Annotated in this window: 20 protein-coding genes and 1 pseudogene; 6 read left to right on the forward strand and 15 right to left on the reverse strand. The window is 62.6% G+C overall.

The features are described 5' to 3' along the window. Nucleotides 1–12: 12 nt before the first annotated feature. The 3 genes from boxC to QX041_RS33975 all read right to left on the reverse strand — a co-directional run bounded on the left by boxC (nt 13) and on the right by QX041_RS33975 (nt 3125). Complete coding sequence (gene boxC, locus QX041_RS33965; RefSeq protein WP_315754144.1) at nt 13–1704, reverse strand: 2,3-epoxybenzoyl-CoA dihydrolase; 1692 nt, start codon at nt 1702–1704, stop codon at nt 13–15. Between the two features lie 534 nt (nt 1705–2238). Next, entirely contained in the window at nt 2239–2721 is a 483-nt protein-coding gene (locus QX041_RS33970; RefSeq protein ID WP_315828355.1) for a MarR family winged helix-turn-helix transcriptional regulator, read from the reverse strand. A gap of 14 nt (nt 2722–2735) precedes the next feature. After that, entirely contained in the window at nt 2736–3125 is a 390-nt protein-coding gene (locus tag QX041_RS33975) for a hypothetical protein (RefSeq protein ID WP_315754146.1), read from the reverse strand. Between the two features lie 146 nt (nt 3126–3271). Here QX041_RS33975 and QX041_RS33980 point away from each other — a divergent pair, with 146 nt between their 5' ends. Together QX041_RS33980 and QX041_RS33985 are read left to right on the forward strand one after the other, a co-directional pair. Further along, nucleotides 3272–4591 carry a Rieske 2Fe-2S domain-containing protein gene (locus QX041_RS33980; protein ID WP_315754148.1) on the forward strand — a complete coding sequence of 440 codons (1320 nt, stop codon included), beginning with the start codon at nt 3272–3274 and terminating at the stop codon, nt 4589–4591. Between the two features lie 35 nt (nt 4592–4626). After that, nucleotides 4627–5589 (forward strand): PDR/VanB family oxidoreductase, encoded by a 963-nt coding sequence (locus QX041_RS33985; protein WP_315754150.1) that lies wholly within the window; start codon nt 4627–4629, stop codon nt 5587–5589. A gap of 206 nt (nt 5590–5795) precedes the next feature. Here QX041_RS33985 and QX041_RS33990 read toward each other — a convergent pair whose 3' ends face one another. The 12 genes and pseudogenes from QX041_RS33990 to QX041_RS34040 form a co-directional block, all read right to left on the reverse strand. Beyond that, the gene (locus QX041_RS33990; RefSeq protein ID WP_172179754.1) at nt 5796–7067 is read right to left on the reverse strand and encodes a hypothetical protein; all 1272 of its coding nucleotides are present in this window, start codon (nt 7065–7067) and stop codon (nt 5796–5798) included. 190 nt (nt 7068–7257) lie between these two features. Further along, entirely contained in the window at nt 7258–7428 is a 171-nt protein-coding gene (locus QX041_RS34465; protein ID WP_409998688.1) for a hypothetical protein, read from the reverse strand. Further along, nucleotides 7373–8845, reverse strand: a pseudogene (gene tnpC / locus QX041_RS33995) (IS66 family transposase); the annotation flags it as partial. The gene QX041_RS34465 and the pseudogene tnpC (QX041_RS33995), both read right to left, overlap by 56 nt. A 69-nt stretch (nt 8846–8914) precedes the next feature. After that, nucleotides 8915–9268: an IS66 family insertion sequence element accessory protein TnpB gene (tnpB, locus tag QX041_RS34000; protein WP_315752137.1), complete on the reverse strand. Its 354-nt coding sequence runs from the start codon at nt 9266–9268 to the stop codon at nt 8915–8917. Further along, a complete protein-coding gene (gene tnpA, locus QX041_RS34005; RefSeq protein WP_315752136.1) occupies nt 9265–10161 on the reverse strand; it encodes an IS66-like element accessory protein TnpA in 897 nt (298 codons plus the stop codon). Before tnpA (QX041_RS34005) ends, tnpB (QX041_RS34000) begins: the two co-directional genes overlap by 4 nt. 237 nt (nt 10162–10398) lie before the next feature. Then, nucleotides 10399–11496, reverse strand: coding sequence for an IS66 family transposase (gene tnpC / locus QX041_RS34010; protein ID WP_316168098.1), 1098 nt, complete (start codon nt 11494–11496; stop codon nt 10399–10401). 59 nt (nt 11497–11555) lie between these two features. Continuing rightward, on the reverse strand, nt 11556–11906 hold the full coding sequence (gene tnpB, locus QX041_RS34015) for an IS66 family insertion sequence element accessory protein TnpB (protein ID WP_172179940.1): 351 nt from the start codon (nt 11904–11906) through the stop codon (nt 11556–11558). Then, on the reverse strand, nt 11903–12268 hold the full coding sequence (tnpA, locus tag QX041_RS34020) for an IS66-like element accessory protein TnpA (protein ID WP_172179942.1): 366 nt from the start codon (nt 12266–12268) through the stop codon (nt 11903–11905). The genes tnpB (QX041_RS34015) and tnpA (QX041_RS34020) overlap by 4 nt, the downstream gene beginning before the upstream one ends. 249 nt (nt 12269–12517) lie before the next feature. Further along, nucleotides 12518–13480: a peptidyl-alpha-hydroxyglycine alpha-amidating lyase family protein gene (locus QX041_RS34025; protein WP_172179944.1), complete on the reverse strand. Its 963-nt coding sequence runs from the start codon at nt 13478–13480 to the stop codon at nt 12518–12520. A gap of 35 nt (nt 13481–13515) precedes the next feature. Further along, nucleotides 13516–14349, reverse strand: coding sequence for an SDR family NAD(P)-dependent oxidoreductase (locus tag QX041_RS34030; RefSeq protein ID WP_172179946.1), 834 nt, complete (start codon nt 14347–14349; stop codon nt 13516–13518). After that, complete coding sequence (locus tag QX041_RS34035; protein ID WP_172179948.1) at nt 14346–15104, reverse strand: SDR family NAD(P)-dependent oxidoreductase; 759 nt, start codon at nt 15102–15104, stop codon at nt 14346–14348. The genes QX041_RS34030 and QX041_RS34035 overlap by 4 nt, the downstream gene beginning before the upstream one ends. Further along, entirely contained in the window at nt 15101–16333 is a 1233-nt protein-coding gene (locus QX041_RS34040) for an enolase C-terminal domain-like protein (RefSeq protein WP_315752134.1), read from the reverse strand. The genes QX041_RS34035 and QX041_RS34040 overlap by 4 nt, the downstream gene beginning before the upstream one ends. 181 nt (nt 16334–16514) lie before the next feature. On the opposite strand from QX041_RS34040, the gene QX041_RS34045 reads away from it, so the two are divergent. From QX041_RS34045 to QX041_RS34060, 4 genes are all read left to right on the forward strand, one after another. Then, on the forward strand, nt 16515–18284 hold the full coding sequence (locus tag QX041_RS34045; protein WP_210261705.1) for a GH3 auxin-responsive promoter family protein: 1770 nt from the start codon (nt 16515–16517) through the stop codon (nt 18282–18284). Between the two features lie 27 nt (nt 18285–18311). Then, complete coding sequence (locus QX041_RS34050; protein WP_315752133.1) at nt 18312–19394, forward strand: phytanoyl-CoA dioxygenase family protein; 1083 nt, start codon at nt 18312–18314, stop codon at nt 19392–19394. 10 nt (nt 19395–19404) lie between these two features. Continuing rightward, nucleotides 19405–20241 (forward strand): alpha/beta hydrolase, encoded by an 837-nt coding sequence (locus tag QX041_RS34055; RefSeq protein ID WP_172179954.1) that lies wholly within the window; start codon nt 19405–19407, stop codon nt 20239–20241. Beyond that, nucleotides 20238–20447, forward strand: a 210-nt coding sequence (locus QX041_RS34060; RefSeq protein ID WP_316168099.1) for a hypothetical protein, incomplete at its 3' end; no start/stop codon positions are given. The genes QX041_RS34055 and QX041_RS34060, both read left to right, overlap by 4 nt.

Raw genomic sequence — 20447 nt, forward strand, 5'->3', positions numbered from 1 at the left:
AAAGCGGGCGGGTCAGACGCGCTGCATGCTGAAGGCCGGCCGGATCCCGGTGCCGTAACGCGCAAGTGCACCGTCTTCGCCGACCGCGTTGGGGCGTTGGAAGATCCAGTTCTGCCAAGCGGTCAGGCGAGCGAAGATCTTCGATTCCATCGTCTCTGGACCGGCAAAGCGCAGGTTCGCTTCCAGCCCGGTGAGCGCGTCCGGCGAAAAGCTCGCGCGTTCTTCCCGGAACACGCGCAGTTCGTCGCTCCAGTCGATGTCGTCGAGCGCAAAGGTTACGAGCCCGAGTGCTTCAGCCTCGTCTGCCTCGATTGGGCAGCCGGACTTCTGCTTGAGTTCGCAGATCTTGCCCGGCTCGGAGAGGAAGCGCGATTGCAGGCGTGTCAGACCGTGCGACATCGGATAGCAGCCGAAATTCGCGGCGGTGAGCTCTACCTTGGCGGACGTCCGGTTGTTGCCTTGAACCCGGCCCGCCAGCATGTATGAGCGATCAGCCGCGAAGACCAGTTCGGCCAGCGTGCCGACGAAGCAGGATCCAGGCTCGATCAGCGTGACCAACGTGCGCGAGGTCAGATCGATCCGCTTGAGCACGCGCTTCCAGTAGTGGCGTATCTCGTGAGCGTACCAATGCTCGTGGTATGCGTTGAGAAGGGCGTCATACGCGCGGACCGCGGCGGGATCACCTTCCGTCTTAAAGATGATCGTGCCGACCTCATAGGCGTTGTTGCGCAAGTGCAGGATCGCATCATCCAGCTCGCGCGCGATCTGCATTGGCCAGAAGCGCGCGCCGAGCTCGACCGTCTCCTCGGCCGCGGACGGCGGCGTCCCGTCGGGCGCGCGGATCGTGATGGTCGCGATTCGCTGGGCAGCGTCGATGTCGAGCTTGATGTGACCGTAGTCGATGCCGTCGGCGCGAAACTTACGCTCCAGCGCGACCAGCTTCACGCCGCCCTGAGTGGGGTTTGGCCGGGGCGATTGCGCGGCGAGCTCCATGGCCGCCGCTTGCACGCGTTCTTCGAGCTTCGACGGCGAGACAAGCTCATCGATGAGTCGCCATTGTACCGCGCGGCGGCCCTTGATGCCTTCTTCGATGGTGCAAAAGACATCTGCGTGGTCGCGGCGAACCATGCGCTTGTCGATGACACGGGTGAGCCCGCCGGTGCCCGGCAATACCGCCAGCAGCGGCACCTCCGGCAGCGACACCGCGGTCGAGCCGTCGTCGACCATAATGATGCGGTCGGTCGCCAGTGCGAGCTCGTAGCCGCCCCCTGCCGCCGTGCCATTGATGACGGTGATGAAGCGCTGGCCCGAGTGCTCGCTCGCATCCTCCATTGCGTTGCGGGTCTCGTTCGTGAACTTGCAGAAATTGACCTTGTGCGCGTGCTCCGAGCCGGCCAGCATCCGGATGTTTGCGCCGGCGCAGAAAACCCGGTCCTTGGCCGAGCGAAGCAGCACGACCCTGACATTGGGATGCTCGAACCGCAGCCGTGTCAGAGCGTCGGCCAACTCGATATCGACCCCGAGATCATAGGAGTTCAGCTTGAGTTGATAGCCCTCGTAGAGGCCCGCATTCTCATCGACATCCATCGCAAGCGTCGCGACTTCGCCGTCCACCGAAAGCTTCCAATGGCGGTACCGGGACGGCTCCGTCTGGAAATCGATGAAATCCTTTCCGTTCGCAAGCTTTCGGGTGATGGCCGCCATAGACGCTCCCTACGCATTGAATCAATGGTTGGACCATAATAGCTGCACAATGATGCATTGTCTAGGAGGAGGTGGGCCGCTGGTTAGGCGCCAAGCTCACATAACGTGCATTATATTGCCAACTTGCAGCCTGCAGACCGGGAGCCAAAGCCGGAACGTCGGCGGCTCTGCGCTCTCCAAAGTTTTCCGAATGCGCACGCATTGCCCGGAAAAGGCTCACCTGCGGTGCTTCTCCTGATCACTCGCAGCGGCACGGCCACCGTTGACACCTGCTGGAGCGCGAGACCATCACACGCGCTGCGGACGACGGGCAGGCCGTACGGCGCGCCCTGTCGAGCGGACGTCCGGCGATGCTCGATGTCGGCCCGGATCCGGCATGCACCCAACCACGCATAAACGTCATGCTCAAAGCCGGAGCAGCGGGTGGTGAGTCATCCTTGTTACGTGAGCAGACCGGTTTGCCGATCATCGCAGGCGGGCCTCCTCGCGAACGCGTCGCTGTAGCCTGACGCACGCGGTGTATGCGTGCAAAACTCAATCATCCGACGTCGACGAACAGGCAGGCGCCTGAACTTTGGCAATGGCCAGCATGCATTTCAGGAAGTGTGCGCGGTCTTTCTTGCTCAGAGGCGCAAGCACGATGTCCTGCAGCTCGGCCGCCGCCGGGACGACCGCAAGCAAAGCTTCCTCACCCTTGGCGGTAATCTGGATCTGAATAGAACGGCGATCTTCCGGATTGGTCTTCTTCGAGACCAGCCGCCGCCCGGCCATGCGCTTGAGCATCTCGCTGAGGGTATTCCGGTCGCAACTGATGCGGTCGGCGAGAACCGACGCCGTCATCGGCCCCTGTTGATAGAGCGCCATGAGCACGCCGAACTGCCGCGGCGTGATGTCGCTCTGCCGGGTCAGGCTCTGATAAAGACCGTCATACCGGGCCTCAAGCAGCCGCAACAGAAAGCCGATGCCGCCTTCCAATTGCCAGGTGCGCGCAAGCTCCCCCGCCGAATCCTTTTCCATGCGTTTGCCTACGCTCATCCGGTTTCGATCTCGCTATGGCACCCGGCCGTGATCCAGCGGTTAACAGCTTGTTCCAATGAGCTCAACCCTGCCGCAATGCAGCGCAGGTTTTGAAATTCACACCATTGCAGAGAGATCGGATATTTAGTACGTATACGTATCAATTGAAAGGCGCGTGGCCGCAAACCAGGGAGGTCACTTTGCATCTGCGCGAATTGCTGGCGATCCCTTATCTCCTCGAAGCGGAAGCCGTGGAGAGGGAGCCCGGACAATGGCTGATCCGCCTCGCTTACCCGGAACTTCCGGGCTGCGCGGCGGAAGGCGCGGTGGTCGAACATGCGCTCCGGGATCTCGAACGGCGACGGATCGAAATCATCGTCAGCCTGGTCGAGCAGGGCCAGCAACCTCCGATACCGCGCCAACCGCTCGCGACATGCGATCCACTCTGGACCGTACACGATCTTGGCCTGTTGGAGCGCGTGACTCCGTTGCTCACCGCGGCAAACCCATAACGGCGACCTGATGCCATCGATTCGAATGGAGAACTGTCATGCTCTCACAAGAAGACAATGAGCGGCTGGTGAGAGTCGGAAAGGGCACGCCGCTTGGCGAACTCTTCCGTCTCTACTGGATTCCGTTTCTGCCTTCGGCCGATCTGACGCAGGACGGCCAGCCGCGGCGGATCCGGTTGCTCGGCGAGGATCTGGTCGCTTTCAGGGATTCCGAGGGGCGCGTGGGCCTTGTCGACCAGGCCTGCCCGCATCGGGGCGCTCCCCTGATCTTCGGCCGCAACGAGGATTGCGGGCTGCGATGCGTCTATCACGGCTGGAAGTTCGACGTGACGGGGGCCGTCACGGACATGCCGGCAGAGCCGGTGCGTAGCCGTCTCAAGGAGCGGGTGCGCATCAAGGCGTACCAATGCCGCGAGCGCAACGGCATGATCTGGACCTATATGGGCCCCGACCAGGCCGATCCGCCGCCGCTTCCGAACGTGGAATGGAACCTCCTGCCGCAGGAGCAGGTGCATGTCAGCCTGCGCGTCCAGGAGTGCAACTGGCTGCAGGCCGTGGAAGGCGAGATCGATTCGGCGCACGCGCCGTTGCTCCATGGCCGCCTGGACGCCCAAGGCACGACGAGTGCGTGGATCCAGAAGCGGGACCTTCGCCCAACCTTCGAATGCATCAAGCAGGATTTCGGGATGAGCATCGCTGCGCGTCGCAACTACGACGCCAACACGCTCTACTGGCGCGTGAACCAGTTCATGCTCCCGTTCTACACGCTTGTCCCGCCGCTGTCTCCGTTCCCGGATCTCAGCGGGCATGCCTGGGTGCCGATCGACGACGAGAACACGCTCTGCATCATGTTCTCATACCATCCTTCCGAGCCGCTCCGCCCCAAGACACGGCAGATCTTCACGGAAGGGCACAATGGCCGCGAAAGCGGACACGCCAGTCGCAACGCGCTCGTTCAGCATCCCGTGACGGTCCCCTATGCCGGATACTGGACCAGGTACAATCCGCAGAACGGCTTCCAATTCGACTACGAGTCCCAGCGCTCGACCTGGTTCTCGGGCTTGCCCGGGCTGTGGGTGCAGGACGGTGCCTGCCAGAGCGGCGTTTCACCGATCTTCGACCGGACAAAAGAAAATCTTTGCTCGAGCGATACCGGCATCGCGATGACGCGCCGCTTCATCCTCGAAGCGTTGGGCGCCTATCGCGATCATGGCACCAAGCCAAAGGGCGTGGCTGACCCCGACGTGTTCATGGTGCGAGCCGTGTCCTTGCGACTTCCTCCGGAGGATTCCTGGGTCGACGTCGGCGCGCCGTTCATGCAGGCCAGGCTCGGCGCCGATTTCGGATACGAGATGTGAGTAGGACGTCCTCTCAACTGGCGGAGGATGACGCCATGACCGAGCGTGTCATCCCGGTTCGCGTCAAGCGGATCACCTACGAGGCCGAACGCATCAATTCCTACGAGCTGGTGCCGCCGGACGGCGGCGAGCTCGATCCGTTCACGGCCGGCAGTCACATCGATCTGCACCTGCCGGACAAGATGATCCGGAGCTATTCGCTGTTGAACGACCAGCGCGAGCGGCATCGTTACGTGATCGCGGTCAACAAGGACGCCGCGAGCAGGGGCGGGTCGAGCTTCCTCCACGATCATGTCAGGGTCGGAGACGTTTTGACGGTTTCGGTTCCCAAGAACAATTTTCCGCTCCACGAAGATGCGGATTCATCGGTCCTGATCGCCGGGGGCATCGGCATCACGCCGTTGCTGTCGATGGTCCGCCGGCTCGAATGTCTGGGACGCCGCTGGGACCTGTTCTATGCCGCGAGGACGCGTGCTGCCGCGGCGTTTCTCGATGAAATCGGCAGCTTGCGGCCCAACGTCCATCTCAATCTGCATGTCGACGTCGACGACGAGCGATCGGGGCGGATGTTCGACCTAGCGTCGATCGTCGAACGAGTCCCCGCGCAAGCTCATCTGTACTGCTGTGGCCCCGCGCCGATGCTGAAGGCGTTCGAGGCCGCCGCTGCCGACCGTCCCCAAAATAGCGTCCACGTCGAGTATTTCCAGGCCAGGGAGACCCCGGTGCTCGAGGGTGGCTTCGAGGTCAGATTGGCCAGAAGCAATCGCACCATCGCAGTGGAAGCGGGTAAAACCATTCTGGATTCGCTCCTCGAAGCCGGCCTTGCACCCAACTACGCCTGCCGCGAGGGTGTCTGTGGCACCTGCGAGACGCGGGTGCTGGAAGGAATACCGGACCATCGCGACCAATATCTGAGCGAGGAAGAGCAGGCCTCCAACAAGGCGATCATGATCTGCTGCTCAGGCTCCAGGACGCGCACGCTCGTTCTGGACCTCTAGCCGCACTCGCAGTTGGAATTCTTCCCGTAAGCTATTGATCTGCAATGGCCGGAAACTGGCGCAGTTGGAAAAAATCTCTTGAGAAATCAATCGCGATAGCGTGTCTCTTAATCAGCGGGTCCTAGGTTCGAGCCCTAGTGCGCCCACCAAGCCTTTCAAGGACTTATGATAGAGTCGGCCAAGTCATTCCGACAAGCGGTCAGCGGCTATTCCGACAAACCGGCTGCTTTTGTTCGCTCCTCCCGGCGCTTTTTTGACCCCGAGATCAACTGTTTGCGGGTCCGCTTCGCATAGGTTGGCAGTTGTCGACTCGACCTGTGTCGGCCTGCGGCACGCAACTCAGCGTCTGTCAGGTCGCTGTCTGCCCCTTCCGTGAAGCCGCCGTGGCGGAATGAAGTGAAGGACAATTCGCTTCGCAGAGACGCGGCTCTGATGATCTTTTTGACCACGGCCCGCAGATACCGCAGATCTCGCCGCTGGGTGATCCAGGGCACGAGCGCGCTCCCTCGGCGACTTTGGTGATCGCGCCGAAACATCAGGCCCGCCGCCATTCTCGATTTGATCTCATCGAGCTCGGCCATCAACTCGGGGAACAGCGTCTCGCCTGCGTCGTCGAACAGAGGCCACCAAGCCTCCTCCCCATTCTTGGGGTGGACGACCTTGACACTGTTCGGACGCTCCTTTGGCCGGTAGTGGGAAATCTCGAACGCGCCGAAGACGTGCTCCTCGCGTTGCAGCCATTCCCAGCTGAGAAGAGCGGCGGTCGCAACCGAACGATAACCCATCTCGTTCGCCTTTCGACGAAAGGCGACGAGTTCTTCCCATGTGGCGGTTGGCGTCTCTCGTGCTGCTTGGTTTGGCGCACGAGCTTTCAGGCCCATGCGAGAGAACGGGTTGATGGCTGGGACGTCCTTCTCCCTGGCGCGGTGGCCAACGAACCAGGCTCGCCGACAAGCGACCATGGCGGCGTTCGCAAAACGCCGACGTTCGCGATGAATGATATTGCCGTCCTTGTCTCTTTCTTCAACAACGAGCAGCTTTGCATAGACAGCGTCCACGAAGCCCTTCGTGAATTGACCGATCTGCTTTGAGCCCGCTCGAGTCCCATCCTTGAGCATATGGTTGGCGAAGAGCGACAAGCCTTGATCATAAAGTCGTTGGGTCTTGTGATCGATCTCTTTCCATTTCTGGTGCGACTTGAAGATGCTCACCAGCCAATCAAACGTCCCTGGGACAAGCGAAGGCGGACCAAGGTCGGTCAGTCCTCGCGAGCGCCAGCTGTCGAATGCTGGAAGCAAGACCGTTTCGGCTCGCTCTACTGCAGCCGTGTAATCCTCGCCTAATGCCTCAGCTTTGATCTCGCAGCCCTGCTTGCGCGACCAGGTCGGTGGCTCGAAAAAGTAAGCCCATCGCCCATTCTTCAACGGCTTGCGCCGGCAATAGCGCGGCAACTTCAACGTGGTGCGAGGTGGTTTCATACAAGGGATGCCAAGTCTTCTCGACTAGGCGAATCGGAATCCGGCTTGATGAAATTGTCAATAGCTGTCTTTGACCAGATTGGCTCGCGAGCTCTTCCAGTGCCGTGGTAGCCCGTCGGACGAGGGGCTTCTCCTCGGAGCACAGCACGTGCGAGCTCTTTCGTGTCACCGTAGTCCAAGTACGCCGCCGTCATGTCCGCTCGCATGATTGCACGTCGAGCAGAACGTCTTCGCGTGGCAGATGATCGGGCAGCGGACGGCGTCGCGGCGAAGAGTTGGCTTCCGGTGTGACCTTCGGTTGCGCTTCTTCGACGCGGCCTCGACGATCCATCCCTGGGCCGACTCGCGGAGATGTAAGCATAGGGCTCGACGTCGTTCAGCTTGCACGTCGTGATCAGCGAGCTGACCACTGCCCATCGTTGGCCGCCACCATCGCTACCGGCGAACAGGTGGTTCTTGCGGCCGAGGGTGACGGGGCGGATGGCGCGCTCGACCGGATTGGTGTCGAGCTCGACGCGGCCATCGTTCAGGAAGCGAGTCAGGCCGTGCCAGCGCGAGAGCGCATAGCGGATCGCTTCAGCGAGCGTGCTGCGGCCGGAGACCAGGCGGAGCTGCGCATCGAGCCAGACGTTCAGCGCGTCGACGATCGGTTTGGAGAAGGTCCTGCGTTCGGCAAGACGGTAGTCAGGCGATTGGCCGCGGATGCGCGCCTCGATCGCATAGAGCTCGCCGATCCGGCGCAGGGCTTCTGTTGCCACGGGAGACGCGGTGGCTTCGGCCACATCGTAGAACTTGCGTCGCGAATGGCTCCAACACGCCGCGAGCGTGATGCCCTCCTTGTCGGCCAATTGCTCGAAGCCGGCATATCCGTCGACATGCAGGATGCCCTTGAAGGCGGCAAGATGTGCGACCGGTCGCTCGGCCTTGCGGTCGGGTGCGAACAGGTAGATGGCCGCCGGAGGTTCGGGTCCGCTCCACGGCCGTTGCTCGCGCGCGTACACCCAGAGCCGTCCCGTCTTGGTTCGCCCACGGCCAGGATCGAGTACCGGGATCGGCGTGTCATCGGCAAAGAGATGGTTGGAGGCGAACACGTTCTTGCACAACCGTTCGTGCAAGGCTTCGAGCCACCAGCATGCGCCGCCAACCCAGCCTGCAAGCGTCGAGCGGCAGAGATCGGCGCCATGACGGTCGAAGATCTGCGACTGCCGATAGAGCGGAAGGTGATCGCAGTACTTGCTAATCAACACCTGCGCGAGCAACGCCGGCGTCGCCAGACCGCCAGCGATCAACCGCTCCGGCGCGCCGGCTTGCACGACCTTGTTGCAGGCTCGGCAGGCGTATTTGGGTCTGGTTGTGCGCACGACGCGAAGCTGCGCCGGTACCCAATCCAGCATCTCGCTGACGCTCTCGCCGATCAGATGGAGAGCTCCACCACAGCAGCCACAAACCCGGTCTTGCACGTCGAGCAGAACGTCCTCGCGTGGCAGATGATCGGGCAGCGGACGGCGTCGCGGCGAAGAGTTGGCTTCCGGTGTGAACTTCGGCTGCGCTGCCTCGACGCGGCCAACGTCGCTGTCGAGATCCTCCAGACCGAGTGCAAGCTGGTCGGGGTCGATGCGCTCGGAGCTGCGGCCGAACTGCATTCGCTGCAGCTGTTTGATGATGGACTTGAGACGATCGATCTCGGTGTCGCGGTGATCGATGGCTGCCGCGATGTCACGCACCAGGCGCTGCAGAAGCTCAGGATCGGATGGGAGATTGGTGAGATCGAGCTGCATGTCCGATGGTACTCGAACATGCTGATTCGTAGAAGAATCGTAGCTCAGTTCATCACCAGTTTTTGTCGATCATCCTGCAATCGCCGGTTTCCAGATGCGCTCTGGCGCGCGCCAGTCGATGCCTTCGATCAGCATCGCGAGCTGCGCCGGCGTGAGCGTGATCGAGCCATCATAACCCGCCATCACCGGCCACACGAAGCCGCCCTGGTCGATGCGTTTGGTGAACAGACAAAGCCCGTTGCCGTCCCAGAACAGGACCTTCAGGATCGATGCCTTTTTGCCGCGGAAGGCAAACAGATGACCGGAGAACGGATCCTTCTTCAGCGTGTCCTGCACCAGCATTGCGAGGCCGTCCATGCCCTTCCGCATGTCGGTGTAGCCGAGGGCCAGGTGCACCTTCACGCCTGCAGGAACGAACATCATGATGCTGTCTCTCCGCTTTCGATCCGCGCCCGCACCGCATCCGGATCGCTGCCGGCGGGAGCGAAGACACGCCGTCCGTCAGCGAGGTCGACGGCCATCATGCCCTCCGGTGGACGCACGAGATCGCGCAGGGCGCGTGCGGCGGGCATGTCGTCGGGCAGCACAACACGGGCGAGCTTGGAGCGCTTCTTTTGCGCGATGCCGAACTGCGCGCGCCAGCGGAACAGCAGCCCGGTGACAATCCCATGCTTGCGAGCGACGGCAGAGACTTTGGCGCCTGGTAGCTCGGTTTCCCTGGCGATCGCGAGCTTCTCTTCGTCGCTGAAGAAGCGGCGGGCCGGCGTTTTGGTCGCGGCCGGATCGCCGATTTCAGCGGCTGTCAAGCGGCGTTCGGGCTGTGAGTTCCTAGCACTAGTGCTAACGGGCGGACGGGCGGAGGGATGAAGATGGGCGCGCCAGTCGATCGTGACCTCGCCGGTGGCCAGTCGGTCGCGCCATTTGTGCAGCGAATGCGGCGACAGCTGCATCGCCGCGGCGTAGGCGCGGAGTTCCATCCCGCTCCAGTTCAGCGCCTCGACATGCATCGCCCAGAACGCCGGGGACGCTCGATTGCGTACATCCGAGGTGATCGTGAACCTGCGCTGCTTCTGCTTTCGGAGCGCCTTTTCGCGCTCTTCCCGGGCGCGCTCGCGGCGCAATTCCGTCTGATATTTCTCAAGCTTAAGCGCAGTCTCGTTGCCGGCCAGCCGCTTCAGCCAACGCCGCAACGTGTTCTCGGTCAGACGTTGTTGCTGGCAGTATTTGCGGATCCCGAGACCGCTCCGACGCCACGCTTCGATGTGCAGCGACCACCATTCGCGGCGAGCTCTGTTCTCGAAATGTTTGGATCCCACCGGAGATTCTCCACAGCAGCAGAGAACTCGAAATGGAACGACAACACACGAGGGGGAAGGTGTGCAGACCGGACGGTTACATCCGGCCGATTAAAGCTGCAAGATAAAAGCGGCTCGCCGGTTGAACACCAAGCCATTGACATGGCTTACGTTCAACCGTGCCGGTCAGTCGAGCTGAGTGCCGCAATCGAGCTTTTTGTCAGCAAAGTCAAAGGCGATTTCGGCACTGATCGTAGTCTAGCGAACTCCGGCGAAGAACTCGGTTGAGCTACGCGCGAGTGCAGGATCTGCGACTCGGAGTGTGGGTTGACCGATCAATCGTGTTGCGCCGTCGTATCTCCGAGCCTTGGCCGATGCAGCCTGCATCAGCCCGGCATAGCCGGCAAGATGCGTCTCGGGATGTGCGCCGGTACGGTAGAATACAGCTGCTGGCGGCGCGTGCCCGGCAAAGGGACGACCGTCGCGGACATAGGTCCACACCCAGCCGGTGCGCGTCTTGTCCTTGGCGAGAACTGGCACCGTGGTGTCGTCGGCATGGATGCGCTCACCTGCGAGCAGGTGCACCTTGATCGCATCGACCAGCGGCATCAAGGTCGCAGCCGCTGCACCGAGCCAGTCGGCGAGCGTGGAGACGTCGAGCGCCACACCCTCATGCGCAAAGGTCGTGCTCTGTCGGGTGAGCGGCAGGTGCGGCCCGTATTTGGCGAACAGGATGTGCGCCAGCAGGCGCGGTCCCGCGCGTCCGCGCGCGATCGGATGGAACGGTGCCGGCGGCTGCGTGATCGCCTCGCAGGCGCGGCAGGAGAACTTCTCACGGACATGCTGGATCACCTTCCACTGCCGTGGCACGAGCTCCAGCGTCTCGCTCACGTCCTCGCGGATCTTGCGCAGCCTGTCGCCGCCGCAGCACGGGCAATAGGCCGGCGCAGGATGCACGATGCGCTCGCGCGGCAAGTGCTCGGGCAACGGCCGCCGTGCCGGGCGCCGCCGCTCGAACGGACGTACGTCGACCCTCTCGGCCTTGGCCCGCTCGGCTGCCATCTGCGCCGCAGCCTCATCCTCGGCCTCCTCGAGATCGGCGAGTTCGAGCTCGAGCTGCTCGAGCACCGACGCGCGCTCCGACGACGGCCCGTACAGCTCGTGCCTGAGCTTGGCGATCGTGAACTTCATCTGCTCGATCAGCAGCGCCCGGGCACGGACCTCGGCTTCCAGATTGCGCGCCTTGGCTTCTGCCGCGAGTTGGGCCGTCGTCGCCTCGGTGAGCGCGGCCTGGCCAGCGAGCACCAGCGCCTTCAGCGTCGCGACATCATCGGGGAGTGAATCGGCTGTGATCATCGCAGGAGATGGAATCACAGCTCCGTCCTGCGTGCATCAGCCTCGTCACGTTCAAGCGCTCAGCCAACGGCTTCCGGCCGCCACGTCCGCTGCGGATGACGCCAGTCGATACCTTCGAGCAGATAGCCGAGCTGTGCCGGCGTGATCGCCACCGCTCCATCCACGGGCTGTGGCCAGATGAATCGGCCGCGCTCCAGCCGCTTGGCGAACAGGCACATGCCCTGGCCGTCGTGCCACAGCATCTTGATCAGCCCGCCGCTGCGGCCACGGAACACGAACAGATGGCCGCCATGCGGATCGCGATTCAGCGTCTCCTGGACCAGCAGCGCAAGACCGTCGAAGCTCTTGCGCATGTCGGTATGGCCGGTCGCCAGCCAGACCTGGGTGCCGGAGAGGATCGGGATCGTCATCGCGAGCCCGCCCGAAGCGCCGCGATCACCGCCGTCACCGTCGCGGCATCCGCCGCGTCGCTGATCCGGATCTTCGCCTCCGCCCCGATCTCGACCTCGATCAGCCCCTGCGTACGGGCAGCCGGCGCGTGCGGATCGGCAGTGATCGTCACGGCGGCAAAGCCGGGCGGCGGCGTCTCCTTCCCGCACAGCTGCTGGCGCCAGCGGAACACTTGGCTGGAATGCACCCCGAACGCTCGCGCCACTCGTAGGATCGTCGCGCCCGGCTGAAGCGCTGCAGCAACGACACGCTCCTTGTCGGCCCGCGACCAATGCCGCCGTCGCCGCTCCGACGTGATCACTTCCACTTCCGCTTTGGCCATAGGACTAGTTCCGGGACTAGTCCTATGGCTTCAACAAGCGTCAGCTCCGGCGCAAGGCGGCCGTCGCCGGGGACTCACGATGAACTCACAGATTCAAATGCGGAGACGTGCCCCTTCGCAGACAGCCGGCACCTTGACCTGAGTTGCCGGCAGCGGCTGATATCGCCCATCTGTGCGGAGCGCGCTTGTTTGCCAACCGGCAAAATAGCCGCTGTGCCTCAATGGAGGAGAAAACTGCACGCATTCCAGCTAAGAGGAAAGCTTGGTCAGCTTCTGCAGGCAGCGCAGCTCCCGCGGCGGCTCGAGTGGCGGCTTGATGGACGGCCAGACCGCATTCGACACCTCGGCAACGTAGATGTCTCCGTGAGAATCGACCGCAACACCATGCGGTGCGATGAACTGACCGGGCGCTTCGCCGGCATGCAAATGGCCGAGCCGGACGACAGTCCCGCCACGGTTGTCGACGATGGTCACGCGGGGTCCGAGATTCGGAGCATTCTTGTTGACAGGAAGCGAGGGGCCGAGCTCACCAACGTAGCAGAGCTGCTTCTTTCCCGGCGGCATGTAAAGTCCGCATGGGCGATGGAGATTGTTCCATTGAGTCTCGTAGCGACCGTTCGCATCGAACACTTGGATTCGGTGATTCTCCCGATCCGCAACATAGACCCATCCCTCCGCGTCGCAGCAGATGTTGTGCACGATGTTGAACTGACCCGGGTCGCTGCCGGATTCTCCCCATGACATGAGGTGTTTCCCCGATGGCGAGAACTTGTGGCAGCATGCGTTGCCGTAGCCGTCGGACACGTAGATGTCGCCGTTCGGCGAGTGAGCCGTGTGCGTACAACGATGGAACGGCTCTCCACTCATGTAAGGGGACGGCCGCATCGGAATTCCGATCGTGAGCATAACCTTCCCATCCAACGTGCACTGTCTGATGGTATGATCGCCGTCGTCGGTCAGGAAAATCGTGTCGTCCGGTCCCATGTGCAGCCCATGCGGACGCGAGAACAGGCCTTCACCCCAGGACCGGAGAAACCGGCCGTCCTGATCATAGACGATCACGGGATGCGCGCCGCGGTTGAAGACGTAGACGTGATCCTTCTGGTCGACGCCGACCGCGGCTACGTCGCCATAAGACCAGCCGTCCGGCAGTTCGCCCCACCCCTCGGTGACCATGTAGCGGAAATCGCCGCTGCCCAGGATGACTGACATTCGGTGCTTCCTCCATTGATATGCGTTCCCGGCTGCTATTTGCGTTCGGCCACCAAGGCCTGGCCGGCCGTTACGCCGCCATCGACCACCACGGTCTGCCCTGTCACATAGGAAGCCATGGGAGAGCAGAGCCAGAGAACAGCCTGTGCGATCTCGTCCGGTTGTCCGATCCGGCCGAGTGGCGCGCGTGATCCGCGAGCGCTCAGTTGCTCCTCGGTCGGGTAGATGCTCCTGAGCATCGGCGTGTCCGTGCTGCCAGGGCTCACTGCGTTGACCCGAATGCCGCGGCGCGCGTATTGAAGTGCGGCCGACTTGCTGAGGCCGATGACGCCATGTTTGGTTGCGCTGTAAATGGCACTCTGGGCGTGTCCGATATGCCCCGCGACCGATGCGCAATTGACGATCGCGCCACCGCCTGACTCCAGCATCGCGCGAATCTCATGCTTGGTGCAAAGCCATGTTCCGCGCAGATTGGTCCCGACGACCTGATCGAAATTGTCGCTATCGTCCTCGTGCAGCGGAACGAAATTGCCGAACGTGCCTGCGTTGTTGAACGCAGCGTCCAGCCGACCAAACCGGCGGACGGTCATGTCGACGAGACGCGCGACGCTCTGCTCGTCTCGCACGTCGGTCGGCACGATCATCGTTTGATCTGGCGGTAGCGCGGCCAACGCCTGTTCGCAGGAGCCGGTCTGCCGTCCCGCCAGGACGACACGAGCTCCGCAGGCCGCGAATGCCAGCGCGGCGGCGCGGCCGATGCCTTGGCTGGCGCCGGTGACGATGATGACCTTGCCGCCCAACCCGTAGTCCGCTGATGGGCCGGCGACCCGCTCGGCCGTCGTCGTTCGTTCCGTGGTCGTCCAGTTCATATGAACAGCCCCCCATTGATGTCGATCACCGTCCCGGTGGTGTAACCCGCCTCATGCGAACACAGATGGATCACAACGGCAGCTGCCTCGTCCACAGTGCCCAGTCGCCCGATCGGAATGCGTTCGGTAATCGCTCGCCGCCGTTCAGGGCTATGCTTCGCCCAGGCTGCCTGGATGCGGTCGGTGGCGATCGGGCCGTGCGCGACTGCATTGACGCAGACGCCGTCGGGGGCAAGCTCATAGGCCGTTTGCTTGGTGAGCCCGATGACGGCCGCCTTTGCCGCGACATAGGCGGCGTTGCTGAAGTAGGAGTAGGTGCGGCCGGCGATCGATGCAAAGTTGACGATGCGACCCCACCGTCGCTGACGCATCGCTGGCGCACATAGACGCGTCATGGTGAAGGCGCTCGTCAGATTGTGTCTCATCGAGGTCTCCAGGTACGTTTCATCGAGGTCCGCAAGCAGGATGGAGTTCGCATCTCCTCCGACGGCATTCACGAGGATGTCCGGACGCTGTGCGTCCGAGAGACATTGGATGGCGTCGCTGACGGCTGCGATATCGGTGACGTCGATCGGCAGGCACGCGGCACGGTGATCGCCGATTTGACGGCGAATGGAGTTGAGTGCGGTCGTGTCCTTGTCGACCAGCAGGAGCCGCGCTCCCGCATCTGCAAGGCGGCGCGCGACCTCTGCGCCGATGCCGGCGCCCGCACCGGTGACCAGGGCCATTTTGTGTTCGATCAACGATGTCGTCATCCCCGAGCCTCAGCGTTCCAAGTTGTGACGCGCCGTTCTGCCTCGACGAGAGCGGAACGAGGTGTTGTCGCGACATGCGAAAAGGCGTGCCTTGCGTGCGCCCACAACGCCGGTCCCGGAACGAGACCGTGTCCGTGGCCATACAGTGGCGGCGCAAGATAGGTTTTGCGATCGATCGGGAAGGGTGGGATCGTCGTGTCGCGAGGAAACCATTCGTCTGCGCGCCCAACCTCGCACGCGCTGGCGTTGCGTAGCGATGTCGCGAGCGCGCGTCCCGCGGCCCAGAGCGGACCATGTTCGCCAACCTGGACGCCGATCTGATAGCCGAGGCCGGAATGAAACGCCGTATCGGCCAGGCCTGCCGCTCGAAGTGGGCCACCACATTTCGACACGCGGATATTGACGAGGTCGCAGGCGCGCTGGTCGATCGCCGTGGCGAGATCGTTCTCGTCCACGAATGATTCATCCAGCATCAAAGGGATCCCAGCCTCTTCGCGCAATTGCCGGAGGCCCGCCCAGTCCCTGGGCCGCAGCGGTTCCTCGAGCCATGCCACGCCATGACCCTGCAACTGCCGGCAGGCGGCAATCGCCTGTGGCAGGGTCCAAGCCGCGTTCACATCCACCGAAAGCGAGATCGATGGCGCAATCAGGTCGCGAAACCGTCTCACGCGTTCCACTGCCTGATCGCCATCCGCTCCGACTTTCAGCTTGACGTGCTTGATGCCGTTCGCGAGCGCAAACTCGCGCGCGACCATCTCCTCCGGAGAGGTCGAGAGGTCGACGACCAGAGCGGCTGAAACGGCGCAAGGCACGGGTCGTAACATGTCTTCGCCGAGGCCCGCGGCGTGCAATGCAGAAGCCATCGGTCGGCCGTGGAGTCGGCAGGCCACGTCGAGAAGGGCGGTCTCCAAGGCGCAGGCTGCAGCGGGCGACAGCCGACCACCGACGGATAGCATCTTCGGCAGCGCCAGAGCCTTCAGGCTTGCGACGACGGTCTGAAGCGAACGCCAGTCGATCTGCGCATCGAGTTCGTTCAATGCGCAAGAGGCGAGGGCCTTCAGAACGGTCGCGGTGGTTTCGCCAGTGACATAGGGACGAGGAGCTGCTTCGCCATAGCCGGTTACGCCATCGACGTCGACGCAGACAAGAATGCCGTCGCTCTCGTGGCGTGCCATGGTTGCATGAACGAATGTCCGGCGCATCGGCATCGCAATCGCGTAGACGTCCATCAATTGTATCATTGCATCCGTCCGATCTGCTGAGATCAGGACATTGCCAAACTGCGAAGCGAAGGTCGTTTTAGAATTTCTAGAACCGGGACAGGAAATCTAAATTGACGCTTTGCGCGAGCCGTCAGTATCAATCCCTGCGAGACGGCGGTGATCTACAAATGAAGATAGGTCGGACATCATGCAGGACCTCTCCACAGAACAGAGTCGAGTTTCCCGCATCCAGCATGGTGGAACGGCCGGCGTCCGAACGACGAGCGTCGGAGGCGCCGCCGACGACGTGAGCCGCATGGCCCGCTTTTGCGCACAGAGTGAGGCGGCGCTCGATCGTCAGCGCCTGATCTGTCAATCTCCGCATGCGACCGTTGGGACCGTCTTCCACGATGTGTTGCGCGAACTGACTGGAACGGCATTCGAGCGGGAGCACGCGCTCGCAGGTGTGTGCAGCTTCGATGAATTCAGGCGGGCAGTGCCGATCCGCAGTTACGGCCAGCTCAGGGGGTATATCGATCGACAGCTTGCCCGAGAGCGAAAGGTACTGACGCGGGACGATCCCTATGCGTTCCTGAAGACGTCAGGAACCACCGGCCAAGCAAAGCTGGTTCCGACGACACGGCATTGGCGGCTCGCCTATCGCGGACCGGCGCTTTACGCGCAATGGGGCCTCTATTTCAGGATGCTCCGGCTCGATACGCCGAAGGTTGAGAACGTGCTGGATCTGTCATGGGAGCCGCAGACGGCGAGGCAGAGCATTCATGGATTTCCCGTCTACAGCATTACACAGCGGCCGGAGCCGCTCGGGGAATCCGACTGGTTGCCGCCATGGTACGGCGCGCCCTGGTTCTCATGCGAGAGCGATCCCGACGGATATGCCGAGCGGCTCTATCAGCGGCTGTGCATGCAGGCATTCTGTGACGTGCGGCTGATTGTTTCGGTGAACCCGAGCAAGATCATCATGTTGGCAGAGACGTTGCGGCAATTCGCAACGCGGCTGATCCGTGACGTCAGGGGCAGCGCCTCGGCTGCGGGCGGCCAGGACCTCGCGCGCCGCCTGGAAGGGCAGCTCAAATTGCGCGGCGGTGAGTTGCTTCTCTCGGATCTGTGGCCCAATCTGTCGCTCATCGTCTGCTGGAACAGCGCGTCGGCGCAACTCTACGAGAATTGGCTTGATCGCCTGGTCCCCGATGCCACGCGGCTTCCCTTCAGCACGACGGGCACCGAAGGCATCGTTACGCTCCCGGTCGACATGCACCGCAGTGCCGGCCCTCTCGCGGTGACCCAGGGACTCTACGAGTTCGTTCCGGTCGATGATATTTTGGAGAACGTCGCTCCATCGGAAAGTGCCGAAACGCTGACTTTCGAGGAACTGGAGGTCGGGCGCTGCTACAGGCTCGTGATGACCCAGGCCAACGGTCTCTATCGGTATGACGTCGGCGACGTGTATCGCGTCGTGGGCTGGGTTGGGGCGGTGCCAAGGCTCGAATTCATCGGAAGAAGCGGCGCATGTAGTTCGTTCACCGGCGAAAAGCTGACCGAAGCTGATGTGTTCTCGGCGGTGTCGCGTACGATCGAATCTGGGTCGGCCGGGACGCCGAACTTCTGCTGCTTCCCGGTCTGGGGCACGCCGCCTCACTACGCTGTCGCGCTCGAGTGGTCGCCGAAGCTCGAGCTGATGCAAGCGACACTGGCAACGCGCATCGATGCAGCGCTCAGCAGGGTCAATCTGGAATATGCCGACAAGCTGTCCAGCGGCCGGCTGGCGCCGCTGACGATAGTCAAGCTGGTCCCCGGCGCCTTCGCCAGGCTTGCCGAGCACAAGATCAGCGGTGGAGTGGCTTCGGCGCAGGTCAAGCATCATTGGCTTCAGCGCGACGCCTCGGGGCTGAAGATCCTTCGCGATATTGGCATGCTGCTCGACGGGGCAGGCTCGTTCATCCCGTCATCGACGTGAATCGATCCATAGATGGAGTTGGCCACCATGACCGTATCAGGTTCGCGCACGCCTGCGCTCGACGCAGCCGACGTCGCTCGCTTCCAAGAGCAGGGATATCTGGTTGTCCGAGGTGTTCTGGATGAGGCGGATTTCGTTCCCGTGAGACGTGAGTACGACGAGCTGCTGCGGGAGCGAGTCAGGACATGGCGCGCAAAGGGACTGTTCTCGGGCGGTGAGGATCATGGCGGGCTGCCGTTCCAGGAGCACCTCAGGCGGCTGGTCGAGCTTCCGGGATTTCCGCTTACGCTGCTTGCCGAGCTCGATATCACGTTGCCGCACATGCCGTTCTCGTTCATCCAGGATGACAGCGAGTTTCATGTCGGCCCCGGCGTGTTGTCGCTACTCCAGAATCCGAAGGTGTTGGATGTCGTCGAGTGCATTCTCGGATCCGAGATCAACGCAAGCCCGAATCAGCATTGCCGGATCAAGCTGCCGGCGCGAGAGGTCCAGCAGTTCGGCGGCCGGAAGGGCGAGACGATCTACGCGCCGACCCTCTGGCACCAGGACGCGATGGGCCAGCTCCCGCAGTCGAACGAAACGACCGTGCTGACGGTCTGGATTCCGACGACCGACGTCGACGAGGAAAACGGATGCCTGGCGGTCGTGGGAGGCGAGCACAATGACGACACGTTGCTGCCTTGGCCGATGGATGCCGCGCTGATCGATCGCCTTGAGAGGAACAGCATCCCGTTGCCGGTCAAGTTCGGCGATATCGTGCTGTTGCACAAGAAGGCGCCGCATGGCTCCAGGTTGAACAAGACGGCACAGGTGCGCTGGAGCTTCGACTTCCGCTACTACCCGGCGCATCAACCGACCGATCGGCCGTGGTTCCCGAATATCCGCGTGCGCAGCAAGGCAGATCCCGGTTCTGCTGTGGTCGACGCAGGAGCATGGCGGAAATCCTGGGAGGATGCCCGCGCGATGCTTGCGGGTCAGAAGCTGCCGCTACCAGGGCGGCGTGAGTTCGCACAGGTCGTCGCGGACGGAATGATTCGGCGGTGGGAGGCCGGCGAATATCCGAGCTTTCCAGTGAAGGACGTTGCCGCAGCTTCGACTCCCGCAGCCTGAGGCGTCTGAGATGGAGGGGACGGCGATCAAGTGGATACGGGCGGTGGATGGCACCGAGCTTGCCCTACATTACTGGGCGCCTGCCGAGCCCCGAGCTGCCCTGTTCTACATCCACGGCATCCAGAGCCATGCCGGATGGTTGTTCGAGACCGGGCCGCAACTGGCGGCCAGGGACGTGGCAGTTGTCGCGCTGGACCGTCGCGGATCGGGACGGAGTGGCGGCGAGCGTGGTCACGTCGCCACGCTCGAGCTTCTGCTGTCGGACTATCTGATGGGTATAAAGGCCGCGCGGGAAGTGGTGCCGGATGCGCCGCTGGCGGTGCTGGGCCAGAGCCTGGGCGGCAGCGTTCTCGCTGGATTATGCACCAGTGGGCAGTTGCGCGCGGAGGCATTGATTTTCTGCGCGCCGGCACTGGGGCAGCAGCGGGCTCGCCATGATCCGGAGAAGCTCGGCCGCTTCCGCGCGTGCAGAGGTCTTGGCCGAGTCGCGGTCACGCTCAAGGACGAGGACTACACGGAGGAGGAGGTCTATCTGCGCTTCATGTCGGCGGATGCCCTGATGCTTCGCGAGGTTACGGACAGCACGCGGTCGACGCTGGTGCATCTCGAAGACGCATACGCGGAGACCGGAGCGACGCTGAGGGTACCCACGTTCCTCGCGGCGCCGGAGCGTGATCCGATCATCGATCTCGCCGTTGCGCGCCGTTGGCTCGGCAGGCTGATCGGGCCCTATCGTGAAACGGTGTTCGCAACGAGGCATCACTATATCGAGTTCAGCCGGCAACAAGAGAGCTATTGGGACTGGCTTGCGGCTTGCGCGATTCCAGTCGAGGAGTTGCAGAGATGACCGACGGAGGACATCTTGCCGTATCCGGGTCGCCTCTGCACGATCGCCGCGTCGACATCGCCGTTCCGGATTGCGGCGGCAACCCGGTCATTGAAGCAGCTTTCCGGCGACACCTGCAGGGGCAGGCCGGTGTTCAGCCCGGGGACATAGCTGACGGGTGTTCGGGGAGATGGTTGACACTTCAAAATCGGCTCGATTCGTCAAGC

The sequence above is a fragment of the Bradyrhizobium sp. SZCCHNRI2009 genome (genome assembly GCF_032485115.1).
GTDB lineage: Bacteria > Pseudomonadota > Alphaproteobacteria > Rhizobiales > Xanthobacteraceae > Bradyrhizobium.

What these genes read in the sequence shown, in the direction of transcription:
- boxC (WP_315754144.1), bottom strand. Translation starts at nt 1,704, where the DNA reads ATGGCGGCCATCACCCGAAAGCTTGCGAACGGAAAGGATTTCATCGAT.
- QX041_RS33970 (WP_315828355.1), bottom strand. Translation starts at nt 2,721, where the DNA reads ATGGAAAAGGATTCGGCGGGGGAGCTTGCGCGCACCTGGCAATTGGAA.
- QX041_RS33980 (WP_315754148.1), top strand. Translation starts at nt 3,272, where the DNA reads ATGCTCTCACAAGAAGACAATGAGCGGCTGGTGAGAGTCGGAAAGGGC.
- QX041_RS33985 (WP_315754150.1), top strand. Translation starts at nt 4,627, where the DNA reads ATGACCGAGCGTGTCATCCCGGTTCGCGTCAAGCGGATCACCTACGAG.
- QX041_RS33990 (WP_172179754.1), bottom strand. Translation starts at nt 7,067, where the DNA reads ATGAAACCACCTCGCACCACGTTGAAGTTGCCGCGCTATTGCCGGCGC.
- QX041_RS34465 (WP_409998688.1), bottom strand. Translation starts at nt 7,428, where the DNA reads ATGCTTACATCTCCGCGAGTCGGCCCAGGGATGGATCGTCGAGGCCGC.
- tnpB (WP_315752137.1), bottom strand. Translation starts at nt 9,268, where the DNA reads ATGATGTTCGTTCCTGCAGGCGTGAAGGTGCACCTGGCCCTCGGCTAC.
- tnpC (WP_316168098.1), bottom strand. Translation starts at nt 11,496, where the DNA reads ATGATCACAGCCGATTCACTCCCCGATGATGTCGCGACGCTGAAGGCG.
- tnpB (WP_172179940.1), bottom strand. Translation starts at nt 11,906, where the DNA reads ATGACGATCCCGATCCTCTCCGGCACCCAGGTCTGGCTGGCGACCGGC.
- tnpA (WP_172179942.1), bottom strand. Translation starts at nt 12,268, where the DNA reads ATGGCCAAAGCGGAAGTGGAAGTGATCACGTCGGAGCGGCGACGGCGG.
- QX041_RS34025 (WP_172179944.1), bottom strand. Translation starts at nt 13,480, where the DNA reads ATGTCAGTCATCCTGGGCAGCGGCGATTTCCGCTACATGGTCACCGAG.
- QX041_RS34030 (WP_172179946.1), bottom strand. Translation starts at nt 14,349, where the DNA reads ATGAACTGGACGACCACGGAACGAACGACGACGGCCGAGCGGGTCGCC.
- QX041_RS34035 (WP_172179948.1), bottom strand. Translation starts at nt 15,104, where the DNA reads ATGACGACATCGTTGATCGAACACAAAATGGCCCTGGTCACCGGTGCG.
- QX041_RS34040 (WP_315752134.1), bottom strand. Translation starts at nt 16,333, where the DNA reads ATGGACGTCTACGCGATTGCGATGCCGATGCGCCGGACATTCGTTCAT.
- QX041_RS34045 (WP_210261705.1), top strand. Translation starts at nt 16,515, where the DNA reads ATGCAGGACCTCTCCACAGAACAGAGTCGAGTTTCCCGCATCCAGCAT.
- QX041_RS34050 (WP_315752133.1), top strand. Translation starts at nt 18,312, where the DNA reads ATGACCGTATCAGGTTCGCGCACGCCTGCGCTCGACGCAGCCGACGTC.
- QX041_RS34055 (WP_172179954.1), top strand. Translation starts at nt 19,405, where the DNA reads ATGGAGGGGACGGCGATCAAGTGGATACGGGCGGTGGATGGCACCGAG.